We start from the raw sequence: 15653 nt of genomic DNA on the forward strand, positions 1-15653 counted from the left end.
CATCGTGCTGTGTCACTGCTGACGTTCCCGTTTCACGTGAAACGGTGCCACACCGATCCAATGATCAGGCGTTGTTCCGCATGGCGATCTCTCGGGATGCCTCCAGGTACGACAGTGCGCCGGCCGAGGCCGGGTCGTACGCGAGCACGGTCTGCCCGTGGCTCGGAGCCTCCGAGATACGCACCGAGCGCGGCACGGCAGTCCGCAGTACGGCGTCCTTGAAGTGGCCACGGACTTCGGCAGCGACCTCGCCGGCCAGCTTCGTCCGGGCGTCGTACATCGTCAGCAGGATCGTCGACACGTCGAGGCCGGGGTTCAGATGCGACTTCACCATGTCGATGTGGCGGAGGAGCTGCGACAGGCCCTCGAGCGCGTAGTACTCGCTCTGGATCGGGACCAGCACCTCGCGCGCGGCCGTCAGCGCGTTCACGGTCAGCAGGCCGAGCGACGGCGGACAGTCGATGAAGACGTAGTCGTACTTCTCCCCCGCGGTCTCGGTCTTGGCCAGGTACGCGTCGAGCACGTTCTTCAGCCGGCTCTCGCGAGCGACGACACTGACGAGCTCGATCTCGGCGCCGGCCAGGTCGATGGTCGCCGGGATCACCTGGATGCCCGGGTGCTCGGCGCACGGCTGGGTCAGGTTGTCGAGAGCCTCGCCCTCGATGACCGCCTCGTACACGCCGGGCGTTCCCTCGGCGTGATCGATACCCAGCGCCGTCGACGCGTTGCCCTGGGGGTCGAGGTCGATCACCAGAATCTTCGCGCCGTACAGCGCGAGGCCGGCGGCGACGTTGACCGTCGTCGTGGTCTTGCCGACGCCACCCTTCTGGTTGGCGACCACGAAGACTCGGGTCTGGTCGGGCAGCGGGAACTCGCGGCCCATTGTGCGTCCTTCATTCACCAGCAGGGTCCGTTCGGTCGCGGCGGCGATCGGAGTCTCGAGAAGTCGTCGCTGAAGCTCGTCCGACGTGGCCCGCGCGGCGATCTGTGCGGCAGTCATAGCGCCCATTCCAATAGGTGCGGGACTTGGCCCGAAGAGGATGTCGGTAGGGGTGGGGGCGGGTCTGCCCCCAGCTCCGTCCACAGGCTGCTGTGGACGAATTCCCGTGTGCAGAGGCAGTTTCATGCGGTGGTCATCCACAGGCGGTGGAGAGTCCGGGAAGCCCGGTTCGGCGTCCACCAGTGACGCCGATTCGAGCTCGGAACCATCATCGCGCATGTCCGGTGTTTCACGTGAAACGGAGCCGTCGTCGGTCTCTCCGAGTACGTCGAGACCGGCCGCGGCCACCGCTCGAAGCTCCGAACTGTCGATCGGCGGCGTCGCCACGATCGGGTCCAGGGATTCGACAGGAGGAGATGTCTGGACCGGAGGTGCCGGCGCGGGGGTGAGGTCGGGAGCCGGCTCCTGGGTCACCACGCGGACGCTGGAATCCGGATCGGTCGGCCAGCCGATGCCCTGCGATGACCTCGGCTCACCGGTGCTCTTCTCGGGCCATCCGAGGGCACGACTCACCAACCCGCTCACCTCCCATTGCCTCCGTGCCGGGATCCCCCTGCAGCACGTCCGGCCACAATACTCACCACAGTCGTGGGGAGGGCCAGTTCCTCGCCGCCGAGTTGATGAATGTGCCAAAGCTCTGCTCCGAGCTTGGCCAATTCGCGTTCTGAGGCGTCCAGTTCCTCCCCTGCGGACGACCCCTTCATCGCCAGCATCAGTCCGCCTTCGACACAGAGCGGGAGGCACCAGCGCGCGAGTTTGCCGAGAGGAGCAACGGCCCGGGACGTCACCACGTCGTACGACGCCCGTGGCAGATCCTCAGCTCGGGACCGCACCACCGTGGCGTTGTCGAGCTCCAGCGCGTCGACCGCTTCCTGGAGGAAGGTGGTGCGTCGGAGCAACGGCTCGACGAGCTCCACCTGGAGATCGGGCCGGACGATCGCGAGGACGATCCCCGGCAGGCCGGCGCCGGTGCCGATATCGGCAACCAGGGCCTCCTCCGGGATCAGCCGCTCGACGACGGCACAGTTCAACAGGTGCCGATCCCAGAGCCTCGGAACCTCTCTCGGCCCGATCAGTCCGCGCAGGGTGCCTTCGGTCGCGAGCAGTTCGGCGTACGCCGAAAGCCGGACCGCCGCCCGTGGAAACAGCTTGTCCACGAGCGGCGGTGTTTCACGTGAAACGGGTCCGGTCATTGCGCCTCCCGGCCTGGACTGAGGAACGCAGGGAGCCCGGCCCTGGGGCCTCCCGGTCTGGACTGAGGAGCGCAGGGAGCGAAGCGACCGGAGCGACGAGGGAAGACCGGGAGCAACAGCCCCAGGGCCCGCCGGGACGGAGTCGCGGCATCCAGCACAGCGACCGGAGAGACGAGGGAAGGCCGGGAGTCACAGCCCAATGACCCGCCGCGCCGGAGGCGCGGCATGTGCACCGTCACTGGCGTGCGTTCATGGCTGTACCACCACGCGGCGGCGGGGCTCCTCGCCCTCGGACTCCGACGTCAGGCCCGCGGCGGCGACCACGTCGTGCACGACCTTGCGCTCGAACGGCGTCATCGGGTCCAGCCGCACCGGGGTCCCGGTCGCCTTCGCCTCCTCGACCGCCTTCCGGCCGACCTCTTCGAGCTCGGCCTTCCGGTTGGCGCGGTAGTTCGACACGTCCAGCATCAGCCGCGACCGCTCGCCGGTCTCCCGGTACACGGCCAGCCGGGTCAGCTCCTGGAGCGCCTCGAGCACCTTGCCGTTCTCTCCGACGAGGTTGTTCAGTTCCGCGCCGACGATCGACACCGCGGCACGATCGCCGTCGATGTCCATATCGATATCGCCGTCGAGATCGGCGATGTCGAGCAACTCCTCGAGGTAGTCCGCGGCAATATCGCTCTCAGCCTCGAGCGCCTTCAGGCGATCCTCGGCCGAGTCGTTCGTACCGGCGGACTGCTCCGCCGCCTCAGTGTTCTGCATGCCGTCGCTCACGGCCACTCCTTCGCAATATCGGGATCCGCCCCACGGGGATCCCGTCGTTCACAAGTCAGGATGTGCAAGCAAGAAGAGCTCGCGGGTCAGCGCGAACCGCCGGAGCGCTTCTGCGCCGCCCTCTTCTGTGCGGCCCGCTTCTGGGCGGCCGACTTCGCGGCGGGCTGCCGCTTGGCCGACCCGGCCGGCTGCTTCTTGGCAGCACCGCCCTGAGCCTTCTTCGGCGCGTCCTGCGGTCGCGTCTCGTCCTGGGGTGCCGACGTCTGGCCGTTGCTCGTCGCCGTCGCGTCGGATGCGGTCGCACCACCGGCGGCCGGGCCGCCCTTGCGGTCGCTGCGCGACTGACGCTTCGGCTGCTGACGCTGGGCCGGACGCCGGTCCGAGGTCTCGGTGTCCGTCGCGGCGCCCGCCGTACCGGGAACGCCGTCGTCGGCCGGCCGGCCGTGCCGCACGTTGTGCTCGCGCTTACGGGCCTGCATCGCGTCGTACGCCGGGGTGCCCGGAGCGGGGTTGCGGCGGATCACGTAGAACTGCTGGCCCATCGTCCACAGGTTCGAGACGAACCAGTAGATCAGCACACCGATCGGGAAGTTGAAGCCACCGATCAGGAAGAAGACCGGGAAGACGTAGAGCATGACCTTCTGCATCTGCGCGGCCTGGCCGGTGAGGGCCTCCTTCGGCATGTTCTTGCGCATCAGCTGAAGCTGCGTGGTGAACATCGTCGCCGTCATCAGGATGATCAGCACGATCGCGACGACCTTGACGTTGTTCGCGCCCGGGCCGTTCGCCTTCAGGAACGTCTGCGAGATCTCGGCGCCGAAGATCTTGGCGTGCTGCAGCGAGTTCACGTACGGCTTCATGATCTCGCTGTGCCACTGACCCTTGGCGGCGTAGTCGAGCACGCGGAACAGGGCCAGGAAGATCGGCGACTGCAGGAGCAGCGGCAGGCACGAGGAGAACGGGTTGGTGCCCGTCTCCTTGTACAGCTTCATCATTTCCTGACCGAGCTTCTCCCGGTCATGGCCGTACTTCTTCTGCAGCTCCTTCATCTTCGGCTGCAGCAGCTGCATGTTCCGGCTGGAGCGGATCTGCCGCACGAACAGCGGGATCAGCAAGGTCCGGATGACGATGGTCAGGCCGGCGATGGACAGTGCCCAGGCCCAGCCGCCGTCCGGGTTCAGCACCTGGCTGAGCAGCCAGTGCCAGCCGACGAGCAGCGCCGAAACGGCCCAGTACAGCGGCGTCATGACCGTGTTGAACAGATCTACGATCCCGTCCCAAACGGCGAGCCCGGGGATGGCCAGAAGAGTCACTCATGCACCTCGCTGCACAGGCCCGGCGTCGGCTGACGGTCCGGGCTGGTTGGCGGAACCGTGAGGACAGGAGTCCTCATGGTCTCCGCGCTGGTCGACATCTGTGGGTGGAACGGGGTCGTAGCCTCCGGGGTTCCACGGGTGGCAGCGGATGAGTCGCCTCATCGCCAGCCAGCTACCGCGCACCGCACCGTGGCGCTCGACTGCCTCCAAGGCGTACGCCGAACAACTGGGGTAGAACCTGCACACCTGCCCGTACATCGGGCTGATCAGCAGGCGGTACAACTTCAAGAAACCGATGATCCCGCTCCGCACGGGATTGATCCGCATCATGACTTCAGCAACCGCGTCAGAGCGCCGTCGACGTCCGCGGCCAACTCGTCGTACGACGCCGAGGCGGACGACGGGAGAGCACGGACGACGGCCAAGCTGCCGGCCGGGAGGTCGGGGAGCCGCGTTGCCAGCACAGCACGCAGACGGCGGTGGACCCGGTTCCGCAGAACCGCGTTGCCCACCGCCTTGTTCACAACGAATCCGACACGTGGAGGCTCGGCGCAGCCGTCCTCCGCCAGCAGGTGGAGAACCACCGCGCGCCGCGACGCGCGCCGTCCGGACCGGACGGCGCGACGGAAGTCGTCGGACCGGCGCAGCCGGTTCGACGCTGGCAGCACGAGGTGGTCACCGTCGAGCAGGTCGCTCAGGCCGCGAGGCGCTGACGACCCTTGCCACGGCGGGCGGCGATGATCGCGCGACCCGCACGGGTACGCATCCGAAGACGGAAGCCGTGCTTCTTGTGCCGACGACGGTTGTTCGGCTGGAACGTCCGCTTGCTCACTGGAATGACTCCGGTTACTCGAGATCACAGAATGTCGACAAATCCACTGATTGGATCTGCCCCTTGGTGCAGTCCTGCACACCGCCGGAGGTATCCGCAGCGAGCGCAGCACGAAACGGCCGGCTCAACACCGACTGATCCACGGTACGTGTACGCCTGTGGACAGGTCAAACCAGGTATCCCCAGACTTTTCCACAGGCTTGTGGACAGGATAGTGGGCAACGCCAGCGCGAGACCTCGTCACGCTCCGGACCGGACTGCAACTGAGAGCGATCGCCAACCATGACTACGCTCCGGCGTCCACCCGACACGCCGCAGGTTGCCCCCAATTTCCTGTTCATAGCCTGTGGATGACGGCTTGAAGCGGCATACTCCGACTTGTTAGCGTCACTCCCTCACACCAGAGGTCCCTCACCCCGCGATTGGTAACCAACCTGCTCCTGCGGTCGTTCACAACTGTGGACAACCGTGTGGACAGTGCGGCGGTCGGGTCAATGGTCGCGCCACCCGGGTCCGCCTGGAACGCGCCGGCCACCGCAGCGATGAATCGGGGAGCAACGCGTGGTCGAGGACCATTCCGCCAGTGCGGAAGTCACACCGGTGGAATACACAACAGCCGAGCACCGGGCGGAGTACTCCGGCGACGCCCGCCAGGACCTACGCCCCGAACCCGACGCAGGACTCCGCCCCGAGCCGGAGGCGAACTTCCGGACCGAGGTCCCGCCCGCACCGGAGCCGCAGCCTCGGGCAGAGAGCGCGCCGACCTCTCCGGCCGAGACCAGCCCTGCACCAGCTACAACCCCGGCTACAACCCCGGCTCCGACTCCGCGGATGGATCCGGGCGACTACCTCAGCCCGTCCCTCCCGATTCCGATGCCGGAGCAGCCGACGCCCGGCTACCGGCCCGCGCCACCGCCAGGTCCGTACGGCTACCGCTCCGAGCTCGAGCGCGCAGCGACCGATCTGCCGGCCGGCCCTCTACAGCCACCCGCACTACAACCGCCGGCACTACAGCCGCCGGTAGGTACGGCGTACTTCGGTGCGGCGCCGACCATCGGCAATGTCCGCTATCCCGGTGAGAACACCACCTGGGGCAGCGCTCCCGAATGGGGTACAGGCAGCGGAGACAGAGCTCGCTCGGCAGCGAACGAGGGTGATGGACGTGCGGACAACGCAACCACCAACCAGTGGTCACCTGACCACCGGCCCACTCAACAGAACACAGCGCAGCCGGCCGAGCCCCAGACCCCCGCGCAGCACAACCCAAGTCAGCACGCTCCACAGCAGCAGCCCCAGCAGCCGCACCCCCAGCAGCAGGAGCCGCAGCACCAGCCGCCCCAGCAGCAGATCCCTCAGCAGCACGCGCCCCAGCCAGTGCCGCAGCCAGTGCCTCAGCCGCAGCCTCAGCAGGAGGTGGCAGCACCGGTGACGGATCTTGGTGATGCCTGGACCCGCGTACTCGCAGGCCTCCCGCCGAACCAGCGCGCCTGGCTGACCAATTCACGTCCGGTGACGCTGCACGAGAGCACCGCGATCGTCGCAGTGCCGGACGACTTCACCCGCGGTCAGCTCGAGACCCGGCTCCGTCCCGACCTCGAGCGGATCCTCACCGAGAGCTTCGGCCGGGACATCCGGATCGCCGTCACCGTCGACCCGTCCCTCGACCCCGAGCTCCGCGAGCAACAGGCCGCGCAACAGGCCGCTCCGCAGCAGCCCCAGCAGTACGCACAGCAGCCACCGCAGCAGCAGCACCCGCAGCAACCCGCCGTGCGCGAGCCGCTGCACACCGACGGCGCGTACCAGCCGACCATCCAGTCAGCGTTGACTGATCCGGCCAACGCACCGCAGTACAACCAGCCGCGTCCGGATGCCGCGCCTCAGCACTACCAGCAGCCGGCGCCGCAGCAGCAGTTCGGTCAGCCGATGGGCTCGGTCGCTCCGCCGCCGAACGGTTCGCCGACCCAGTCAGCCACCGAAGCGCAGGGTGAAGCCCGGCTGAACCCGAAGTACACCTTCGAGACGTTCGTCATCGGCAGCTCGAACCGGTTCGCCCACGCGGCCGCGGTGGCTGTTGCCGAAGCGCCGGGCAAGGCGTACAACCCGCAGCTCATCTACGGCGACTCCGGTCTGGGCAAGACCCACCTGCTGCACGCGATCGGGCACTACGTCCGCAGCCTCTACACCGGGGCCCGCGTCAGGTACGTCTCCAGCGAAGAGTTCACCAACGACTTCATCAACGCGATCCGCGACGACAAGGCGTCCCAGTTCCAGCGCCGGTACCGCGACGTCGACGTACTGCTGATCGACGACATCCAGTTCCTGGAAGGCAAGATCCAGACCCAGGAAGAGTTCTTCCACACCTTCAACACGCTGCACAACGCGAACAAGCAGATCGTGATCAGCTCCGACCGCGCGCCGAAACGCCTGGAGGCATTGGAGGATCGGCTGCGGAACCGGTTCGAGTGGGGCCTGATCACCGACATCCAGCCGCCCGACCTCGAGACCCGGATCGCGATCCTGCGGAAGAAGGCGGCCACCGAGCGGCTGACCGCGCCGCCGGACGTGCTGGAGTTCATCGCGACGAAGGTGCAGACGAACATCCGTGAGCTCGAGGGCGCGCTGATCCGCGTCACCGCTTTCGCCAGTCTGAACAGGCAACCGGTCGATCTGAGCCTGGCCGAGATCGTGCTGAAGGACCTGATTCCCGAAGGCAGCAAGCCCGAAGTCACCGCCAGCATGATCATGGGCCAGACCGCGTCGTACTTCGGTCTGTCGATCGACGACCTGTGCGGATCGAGCCGGAGCCGTGTGCTGGTGACCGCACGACAGATCGCCATGTATCTGTGCCGCGAGCTCACCGACCTGTCCCTACCGAAGATCGGCCAGCAGTTCGGCGGCCGCGACCACACCACGGTCATGCACGCGGAACGCAAGATCAGGCAGCTGATGTCCGAGCGGCGCAGTGTTTTCAACCAGGTCACCGAGCTGACGAACCGGATCAAACACCAGGCGAAGCAGCAGTAGAAGAACCGCACAGGCTGGGGACACAGCTGTGGAAAACTGTGGGTATTGCCGTGGACACAGCAGTGAATCGTGTGGACGCCCTGTGGGGACAGAATCCGTCATCCGCAGGCGTCCCCAACACGACCGAGAGTCATCCACACGCCGTCCCCACCCAGAAATGCGGTCTGACCTGCGAACTCGTCGCTTTTCCACAGTATCCACCGGTGCGAAGAACACTATGGAATCTGTAGAGAGGTCCCAGTCCACAAAACGAACGGGCGGCCCGATCTGGGGAAAACCCCGATCTCGCGTCGATCGGACCGACCTGTCAGGCTGTCCCGTAAAGACCCGCAGTACGACGACGACGCGACCCGCCCGAAGCGCCACGTCAGGCCCGATGGGCGCACAGCACCTTTGTCCGTGGCAGGATCTGCCTGGCACATAGCCGAATCAGGAGGCACCCAGCGGTGAAGTTTCGCGTCGAGCGCGACGTACTGGCCGAGTCGGTGGCCTGGGCCGCGCGCAGTTTGCCCAGTCGTCCCAGCGTTCCGATCCTTGCCGGCCTTCTGGTCGAGGCCGAGGACGGGCAGATCACTCTGTCCGGATTCGACTACGAGACCTCGGTCCGTGTCACCGTGCCCGCGCAGGTGGCGGACCCCGGCAAGTGCCTGATTTCCGGCCGGCTTGTCGCCGACATCTCCAAGAGCCTTCCGAACCAGCCGGTGGACATCGCCGTGGACGGCGCGAAGGCACAGCTCACCTGTGGCAGTTCGCGGTTCACGCTCCAGACGCTTCCTACAGAGGAATATCCGGCTCTGCCGGAGCTCCCGGCCGCCAGCGGGACGGTCAAGGCCGACGTTTTCGCCCAGGCCGTCTCCCAGGTGGTGACCGCGGCCGGGCGTGAGGACACGCTTCCGGTGCTGACCGGTGTCCGGGTCGAGATCGAGGGCTCCACGATCTCGCTGCTCGCCACCGACCGCTACCGGCTCGCGATCCGTGAGCTCGAGTGGAACCCGCAGTCCCCCGACGCGTCCGCGGCCGCGCTGGTGCCGGCCCGGGTGCTGTCCGAGACCGCGAAGGCGATGACCGGCTCCGACGTGATCGTGTCGCTGGCCGCTCCTGGCAGCGGCGACGGCATCGTCGGCTTCGAGGGTCAGGTGTCCGGTGGCAGCCGGCGCGCCACCACCCGGCTCCTGGACGGCGAGTTCCCGAAGGTCCGCGGCATCATCCCGACCGACGCGGCGATCGCGACCCGGGTGCGGATCGACACCGCGACCCTGGTCGAGGCGGTCAAGCGCGTCGCGCTGGTCGCCGAGCGCAACGCACCCGTCCGGCTGACCTTCGAGGAAGACAGCGTGACGCTGGACGCCGGCAGCGGTGACGAGGCGCAGGCCTCGGAGTCGCTCGAGGCGCGGGTCGTCGGCGAGCCGGTGACCGTAGGCTTCAATCCGACGTACCTGCTCGACGGTCTCGGCGCGATCGGCACTCCGGTCGCCCACCTGGCCTTCACGCAGGCGACGAAGCCGGCCGAACTGACCGGTGTGCGGGACTTCGACGGCGAACCGATCAGCGAATTCCGGTACGTGCTGATGCCGGTCCGCCTGAACAGCTGAAAGCCAATAGAACAAGGGGATTCAGATGGAGCTCGGCCTTGTCGGTCTCGGCAAGATGGGCGGCAACATGCGCCAGCGGATTCGTAACGCCGGCCACACCGTGGTCGGGTTCGATCACAACCAGGACATCTCCGATTCCAAGGACTTGGCCGACATGGTCGGCAAGCTCACCGCCGAGGGCCAGCCGAAGGTCGTCTGGATCATGGTGCCGGTCCAGGCCATCGACCCGGTCGTCACCGAGCTGGCCGAGCTGCTCTCCCCCGGCGACATCGTGATCGACGGCGGCAACAGCCGCTGGACCGATGACACCCGCCGCGCCGCCCAGCTCGCCGAGAAGAACATCCGCTTCGTCGACTGCGGTGTGTCCGGCGGCGTCTGGGGCCTGGAGAACGGCTACGCCCTGATGTGCGGCGGCGACAAGGACACCGTCGACACCGTGATGCCGATCTTCGAGGCGCTGAAGCCCGAGGGCGAGTTCGGTTTCGTGCACGCCGGCAAGGTCGGCGCGGGCCACTTCTCGAAGATGGTCCACAACGGCATCGAGTACGGCATCATGCAGGCGTACGCCGAGGGCTACGAGCTGCTCGAGGCATCGGACGTCGTGGAGAACGTGCCGGAGGCGTTCCAGTCCTGGCGCGAGGGCACCGTGATCCGGTCGTGGCTGCTCGACCTGCTGGTGAACGCGCTCGAGGACGACAACCACCTGGAGAAGATCCGCGGGTACGCCGACGACTCGGGCGAGGGCCGCTGGACCGTCGAGGCCGCGATCGATCTCGCCGTACCGGTGCCGGCTATCGCGGCCGCGCTGTTCGCCCGGTTCTCGTCGCGGCAGGACGACTCGCCGGCGATGAAGGCGATCGCCGCGATGCGCAACCAGTTCGGCGGTCACGCGGTGAAGGGCGCCGAGGCCGCCGACCCGTCGTACGCGACACCCCCGATCAAGCACTGAGGTGTACGTCACCGCCCTGGGTCTGCTCGACTTCCGGTCCTACCAGCAGGCGGAGGTCGAGCTCACTCCGGGCGTGACGGCCTTCGTCGGGCCGAACGGCCACGGCAAGACCAACCTGGTCGAGGCGATCCACTACACCGCGACCCTCGGTTCGCACCGGGTGGCGAACGACGCACCGCTGGTGCGGGCCGGCGCCACCCGTGCGATCGTGCGGACCGAGATCCGCAGCCAGTACGACCGGGACGTGGTCGTCGAGCTGGAAATCAATCCTGGGAAGGCAAATCGGGCCCGGATCAACCGATCGCCGGTCCCGCGACCGCGAGAAGTGCTCGGGCTGCTGCGGACGGTGCTGTTCGCGCCGGAGGATCTGGCTCTGGTGAAGGGCGATCCGTCCGAGCGGCGGCGGTTCCTGGACGAGTTGCTGACGCTGCGATCGCCCCGGATGGCCGGCGTACGGCAGGACTACGACCGGGTGCTGAAGCAACGGAACTCTCTGCTGCGGAGTGCCTCACAGGCGCGCCGGCAGAACCGGACGAGTGCCGCCGAAGGGCAGCTGCGCACACTCGAGGTGTGGGACTCGAATCTGGCTCGCGTCGGATCCGAGCTACTTGCGACGCGGTTGGAGCTGCTGGAATCCCTGCGCCCGTTGGTGTCCAGCGCGTACGACGCTGTTGCCCGGGGCAAGGGTGATGCGCGACTGGAGTACAAGTCGTCGGTGCTGCTCGAGCCGGGTGTGACTTCGCGCGAGCAGCTGGCCGAGGTGCTGCTCGCGGCGGTTCACGAGAAGCGGCGGGATGAGCTCGAGCGCGGTGTCTCGCTGGTGGGTCCGCATCGCGATGACGTCGTACTCGGGCTCGGGGACTTGCCGGCGAAGGGGTATGCGAGTCACGGTGAGTCTTGGTCGTTCGCGCTCGCGCTGCGGCTGGCGTCGTACGAACTGCTCCGTGCGGACGGGGGTGAACCGGTGCTGATCCTCGACGATGTGTTCGCCGAGCTCGACACCCAGCGCCGGGACCGGCTGGCCGAGCTGGTCGCGCCGGCCGAGCAGGTGCTGGTGACCGCTGCCGTCGGCGCTGACGTGCCCGCTGAGCTCAGCGGTGCGCGCTTCGACGTCGGCGAAGGGGTCGTTCGGCGTGCCTGAACCCCCGGATTCCTCTGAGAGCGGCCCTGAGAGCGAGGTCGAGCACGACAAGCAGGGCCTCGATCTGGCGAAGTCGCTGGCGGGACGGCTCAAGCAGCAGGCGGCCAAGGGCGGCATCATGCCGGTCAAGCGCCGTCGCCGGCCGCGGATCAACGGCGCCGAGATCAGCAGCGCCCGCCCCGACGACCGCGACCCGCAGAAGCTGACCAACACGCTCGGCCGCCTGATGCGCGACCAGGGCTGGGAGGTCGACGTCGCCGTTCACGGCGTGATGGCCCGCTGGCCGTCCATCGTCGGCCCCGAGATGGCCGAACACTGCAAGCCGGAGTCGTACGAGGACACCGTCCTCACCGTCCGTACGTCGTCCACAGCCTGGGCCACCCAACTCAAACTCCTCGCCCCCGACCTCGTCCGCCGCCTCAACACCGAACTCGGCGAGGGCACCGTCACCCGCGTCAACGTCCAAGGCCCCCACACCCCCTCCTGGCGCAAAGGCCCCCGAACCGTCCGAGGCGGCCGCGGCCCCCGCGACACTTACGGCTAACGAGACTGGTTGTGCCCGCGACCCGGCCAAGCTCTAGGATCGGGCGCGATGCGCACGCTCGTTGACGGCTTTCGCGAGATGGTCCACCTGATCGGAGACACCTTCCGGCTCTGGTGGAAGAACTTGCTGCCCATGACCACCTGGTGGGTGGCAGGCTTCGTCGGCTTCACGGTCTGCGTACAGGGCGCGATCTGGCTGGCCAAGCATGCGCACTCGAGTCTTGGGACCGGTCTGTTCGCCGTCGGTGTGCTGCTCCAGATCACCGCGGCCGTGGGCATGATCCGCACCTGTGCGATGTCGCTGTACCGCTGGCGGGACGCGGCGAGCAGCGAGTCCGAGGAGACGTCCGACCCGACGCAGCGCGGTCTGCTGGAACTGCTGGCCGTCACCCTGCTGCCACTCGTCGCGGTCTGGTCGGCGTGGGGATTCTTCGACCAACAGGTCAACTCGCTCAGCGCGACCTACCTGGTGCAGAACGGGACGCAGCCCGGCTCGTCGTTCTTCAAGCTCGGCATCCACGCCTGGCACGGGTATCTGCCGGCGCTGGTGATCCTGCTGGTGCTGCGCCGGCTGCTCCAGGCGGTCGACGACCGCTGGCCGAGCCGCCCGGTGAAGTTCGCCCAGGTCTGGGCCGAGGCCTTCTTCGTGCTGCTCACGTTCGTGATCACGCCGTACGCGATTGCCGAGGGCAAGGTCTGGTTCAAGGACCGGAGCTTCTGGTACTGGTCGTTGGACTGGTGGGGCGGCCTGAAGGACTTCTTCGCCGGCATCCATATCCCGCTGCCGGCCGGTATCGAGTTCCTCTGGGGCTTCTTCTGGGAGTCGCTCTGGCCGCTGTTCAAGCTGGGCGTCGCCGAACCGCTGACCTGGCTGGCGATCACCACGGTCGTGTTCGGCCACCGCGTGCTGTCCAGCGGCGGGGTCTTCCGCGGCACTCGGCTGGAACGCCGCCTCGGCGGGCAGGGCGAACAGCCGGAGGCGCCGCAGCGAGGCCGGTTCGTCGAGCTGACGTACAGGGCGCCCGACCTGGTGCTCGGCGGTCTGCGCGAGAAGTTCTACCCGGCGATCAACGCGTTCCGGCTGGTGGTCCGGGTCGGACCGGTGTTCCTGGGCGTGGTCTGCATGGTCTACACGTTCTGGCTGCTCGGCAACGACTGGGCCTTCGTCGCGGTCCAGCGGCTGATCGGCATCCACGGCCAGTACTGGGGCCTGATGAACTTCGAGATCGCCGACCTGATCAGGAGCATCGTCTTCGAGCCGTTGCGGATCGCGCTGCTGGCTGCGGCCTTCGACCTGTGCATCTCGGTCGGTACCCAGCGCCGGTCCGAGGCTGCTGCGGCCGCCAAGGCCAAGGCCGAGCCGAAGGCCGAACAGCCTGCTCCTGTCAGGGTGTGATCAGGACCCGCATACGTTCGTCGAGCTGCTCGACGGTAACGCCGGTCAGATGCGGTACGGCGGACTTCGGCACGAGGTACACCTTCGCGACCTGAGCGGGCTTGTCCATCGTGAACGGGTGGTCGTCGTCACCGCAGTACGTCGGCAGCGGGTAGTCGAACGGCTGCTCGGTGTCCCACGTGTTGCCGCGGTCGTCCCGCAGCAGCGCGTCGCAGGTGAACCCGCGGTCCTTCAGGAAGACACCCGGGCGCGGTGTCACCGTCATCGTGGCCACGATGATGATCGAGCCGGCGGGCTCGCCCATGCTGATCTTCTCGCCGTCCTTGTCGAGGATCGCGGTGTACGCCTTCAGCGAGTCGAGCTTCCACTCGACGTGCCCGACCGTGACCGGACCCTGGCTGATGACCTTGTTGATCCGGCCCTCGTCGAAGATCCGCTCGTCGTCGCTCAGATAGGGCCGCAGCATCACGAACGTGCCGGCGGCGACCAGCGCCACCAGCAGCCCGACCTGAACGGCGACACGGGAGGCCTTGCTCGCGATCCTCATGACGCCACCCGGGTGACCGCGTCCTCGACGATGTACTGCGCAACCGCGCCGTCGACCATCTGCTGGGCGATCGCCTCGGTCGGTATTCCGAGATCGACCGTGATGTCGGAGTTGTAGACGTTGAAGAGCATGGTCGGGCGGAGTTCCAGCGTCAGACCTTTCATGTCGGCCGGGTTGATCTCGAAGACGACCGTGCCGGTCTTCGCGTAGCCGGCGTCCGGGAAGTCGAGCCCGCTGTGGCTGAGGCCCTCGACCGGCTGGTAAACGCTGCCGCCGTCGGCCTGCAGGGTCGCATTCGTCAGGTCCGGCTTGCGATCGCCGCGGATCGCGTCCCACTCGATCGCGACGTAGATGCCGTTGGTCTCCAACGGCTTCTTGCCGTCGCTGTCCGAGCTGTCGAGCACCGAACGGGCGAACTTGATCCGGGTCACCTTCACCGTCGATCCGGTGCCTTCGTAGTCGAGCGGTTCGCCGATCGTGCCGTGCACGACCTTGATGTTCTGCTCGTCGTACACCTGATCAGGGGTTGCCAGCCGGGTCAGTCCGCCGATCAGCACGAACAGCACACCGACGAGGATCGTCGCGGGGCGGTAGAGCTTCACTTGTTCTCCCCGGCGTCGATGACGACCTTCGGCGAGAGCCGGACGACCGCGGCCGCGTCCTCGTTGTGCCAGTACGGCTTGTCGTTCGCGCCGAGGGCTTCGTTGTCGGACTCGTAGTGCTCCTGCAGAACGCCGATCTCGACGACGTCGGCCTTGAAGTCGGGCGCGACCTTGAACGTCATACTGCAACTCTCCGGCGGCAGCCCGTAAACGAGGACCCAGCCGATCTTGTCGTCGTGGCAGCTGGCGCCGTCCGACTCCACGTTCTCCTCGCCGTGGCCCGGCACGAACAGCATCAGTTGGCTGTCGATGCTGACGCTCTCGTGCTCCTCGGTGTCGACGTTCTTCGCGTCGAAGTAGACCTTCAGCTTCGACTCGGCCTCGTCGTACTCCGTCTTCGGCGTCTGGACGATCTCGGCCTTGGTGAAGCTGTACTCGAAGCGGCCGGCTGTCACCGTGGTCGGCGCGGTCAGGGTCGGGACCGTGCGGCCCTTCTTCTCTTTCCAGCCGCCGGTGGCCAGTACTACCAGGACCGCAACCACGACGAGGGCGATCACCAGCAGCCAGATTCGCCGGTGCCGGTGAATCACCCGGTCGGCGATCATCGCATCGATGACCTCGTCGAGACTTTCCACGGCAGCGATCCTAAGGGGCCGTGGGTGCGCGCCAGGCACCGCTTGTCCACGGGATGCCGGACCCCGGTCCGGAGCGGCTCAAGCGGTCTGGACCGGTCGGTGCCGGAAC

15 protein-coding genes and 1 pseudogene are annotated in these 15653 nt (G+C 67.3%); 6 read left to right on the forward strand and 10 right to left on the reverse strand.

Annotated elements, in window-relative coordinates:
• Positions 1–64 precede the first annotated feature (64 nt).
• From EV645_RS13905 to rpmH, 7 genes and pseudogenes are all read right to left on the reverse strand, one after another.
• Entirely contained in the window at positions 65–1000 is a 936-nt protein-coding gene (locus EV645_RS13905) for a ParA family protein (RefSeq protein WP_277877021.1), read from the reverse strand.
• Positions 1001–1521: 521 nt separating this feature from the next.
• Complete coding sequence (gene rsmG, locus EV645_RS13910; RefSeq protein ID WP_130443311.1) at positions 1522–2193, reverse strand: 16S rRNA (guanine(527)-N(7))-methyltransferase RsmG; 672 nt, start codon at positions 2191–2193, stop codon at positions 1522–1524.
• A 249-nt stretch (positions 2194–2442) separates the two neighbouring features.
• Positions 2443–2967 (reverse strand): Jag family protein, encoded by a 525-nt coding sequence (locus EV645_RS13915; RefSeq protein WP_456073108.1) that lies wholly within the window; start codon positions 2965–2967, stop codon positions 2443–2445.
• 323 nt (positions 2968–3290) lie between these two features.
• Positions 3291–4214: pseudogene (gene yidC, locus EV645_RS13920) on the reverse strand (membrane protein insertase YidC); the annotation flags it as partial.
• A gap of 66 nt (positions 4215–4280) precedes the next feature.
• The gene (yidD, locus tag EV645_RS13925; RefSeq protein ID WP_338419141.1) at positions 4281–4613 is read right to left on the reverse strand and encodes a membrane protein insertion efficiency factor YidD; all 333 of its coding nucleotides are present in this window, start codon (positions 4611–4613) and stop codon (positions 4281–4283) included.
• A complete protein-coding gene (gene rnpA, locus EV645_RS13930) occupies positions 4610–4951 on the reverse strand; it encodes a ribonuclease P protein component (protein ID WP_130443315.1) in 342 nt (113 codons plus the stop codon). Before rnpA ends, yidD begins: the two co-directional genes overlap by 4 nt.
• A gap of 26 nt (positions 4952–4977) precedes the next feature.
• Complete coding sequence (rpmH, locus tag EV645_RS13935) at positions 4978–5115, reverse strand: 50S ribosomal protein L34 (RefSeq protein WP_130386492.1); 138 nt, start codon at positions 5113–5115, stop codon at positions 4978–4980.
• Positions 5116–6606: 1491 nt separating this feature from the next.
• On the opposite strand from rpmH, the gene dnaA reads away from it, so the two are divergent.
• From dnaA to EV645_RS13965, 6 genes are all read left to right on the forward strand, one after another.
• Positions 6607–8139 carry a chromosomal replication initiator protein DnaA gene (dnaA, locus tag EV645_RS13940; protein ID WP_422386624.1) on the forward strand — a complete coding sequence of 511 codons (1533 nt, stop codon included), beginning with the start codon at positions 6607–6609 and terminating at the stop codon, positions 8137–8139.
• Positions 8140–8585: 446 nt separating this feature from the next.
• On the forward strand, positions 8586–9731 hold the full coding sequence (gene dnaN / locus EV645_RS13945) for a DNA polymerase III subunit beta (protein ID WP_130443317.1): 1146 nt from the start codon (positions 8586–8588) through the stop codon (positions 9729–9731).
• 25 nt (positions 9732–9756) lie between these two features.
• Positions 9757–10680: a phosphogluconate dehydrogenase (NAD(+)-dependent, decarboxylating) gene (gene gnd / locus EV645_RS13950; RefSeq protein ID WP_130443319.1), complete on the forward strand. Its 924-nt coding sequence runs from the start codon at positions 9757–9759 to the stop codon at positions 10678–10680.
• A gap of 1 nt (position 10681) precedes the next feature.
• Positions 10682–11821 (forward strand): DNA replication/repair protein RecF, encoded by a 1140-nt coding sequence (gene recF, locus EV645_RS13955; RefSeq protein WP_130443321.1) that lies wholly within the window; start codon positions 10682–10684, stop codon positions 11819–11821.
• The gene (locus EV645_RS13960) at positions 11814–12365 is read left to right on the forward strand and encodes a DciA family protein (RefSeq protein ID WP_130443323.1); all 552 of its coding nucleotides are present in this window, start codon (positions 11814–11816) and stop codon (positions 12363–12365) included. Before recF ends, EV645_RS13960 begins: the two co-directional genes overlap by 8 nt.
• A 48-nt stretch (positions 12366–12413) precedes the next feature.
• Complete coding sequence (locus EV645_RS13965; protein ID WP_130443325.1) at positions 12414–13760, forward strand: hypothetical protein; 1347 nt, start codon at positions 12414–12416, stop codon at positions 13758–13760.
• On the opposite strand, the gene EV645_RS13970 is transcribed toward EV645_RS13965, so the two are convergent.
• Genes EV645_RS13970 through EV645_RS13980 form a run of 3 tightly spaced genes read right to left on the reverse strand, consistent with a single transcriptional unit; the run spans position 13750 to position 15544 of the window.
• Positions 13750–14307: a hypothetical protein gene (locus EV645_RS13970; protein WP_130443327.1), complete on the reverse strand. Its 558-nt coding sequence runs from the start codon at positions 14305–14307 to the stop codon at positions 13750–13752. The genes EV645_RS13965 and EV645_RS13970 overlap by 11 nt on opposite strands.
• On the reverse strand, positions 14304–14909 hold the full coding sequence (locus EV645_RS13975) for a hypothetical protein (protein WP_130443329.1): 606 nt from the start codon (positions 14907–14909) through the stop codon (positions 14304–14306). Before EV645_RS13975 ends, EV645_RS13970 begins: the two co-directional genes overlap by 4 nt.
• Complete coding sequence (locus tag EV645_RS13980; RefSeq protein ID WP_130443331.1) at positions 14906–15544, reverse strand: hypothetical protein; 639 nt, start codon at positions 15542–15544, stop codon at positions 14906–14908. Before EV645_RS13980 ends, EV645_RS13975 begins: the two co-directional genes overlap by 4 nt.
• Positions 15545–15653 lie beyond the last annotated feature (109 nt).

It is taken from the genome of Kribbella rubisoli, assembly GCF_004217145.1.
Taxonomy (GTDB): Bacteria; Actinomycetota; Actinomycetes; order Propionibacteriales; family Kribbellaceae; genus Kribbella; species Kribbella rubisoli.

Coding starts and splice junctions, on each gene's coding strand:
- EV645_RS13970 (WP_130443327.1), bottom strand. CDS start 14,307: ATGAGGATCGCGAGCAAGGCCTCCCGTGTCGCCGTTCAGGTCGGGCTG.
- gnd (WP_130443319.1), top strand. CDS start 9,757: ATGGAGCTCGGCCTTGTCGGTCTCGGCAAGATGGGCGGCAACATGCGC.
- yidD (WP_338419141.1), bottom strand. CDS start 4,613: ATGATGCGGATCAATCCCGTGCGGAGCGGGATCATCGGTTTCTTGAAG.
- EV645_RS13965 (WP_130443325.1), top strand. CDS start 12,414: ATGCGCACGCTCGTTGACGGCTTTCGCGAGATGGTCCACCTGATCGGA.
- rsmG (WP_130443311.1), bottom strand. CDS start 2,193: ATGACCGGACCCGTTTCACGTGAAACACCGCCGCTCGTGGACAAGCTG.
- EV645_RS13905 (WP_277877021.1), bottom strand. CDS start 1,000: ATGACTGCCGCACAGATCGCCGCGCGGGCCACGTCGGACGAGCTTCAG.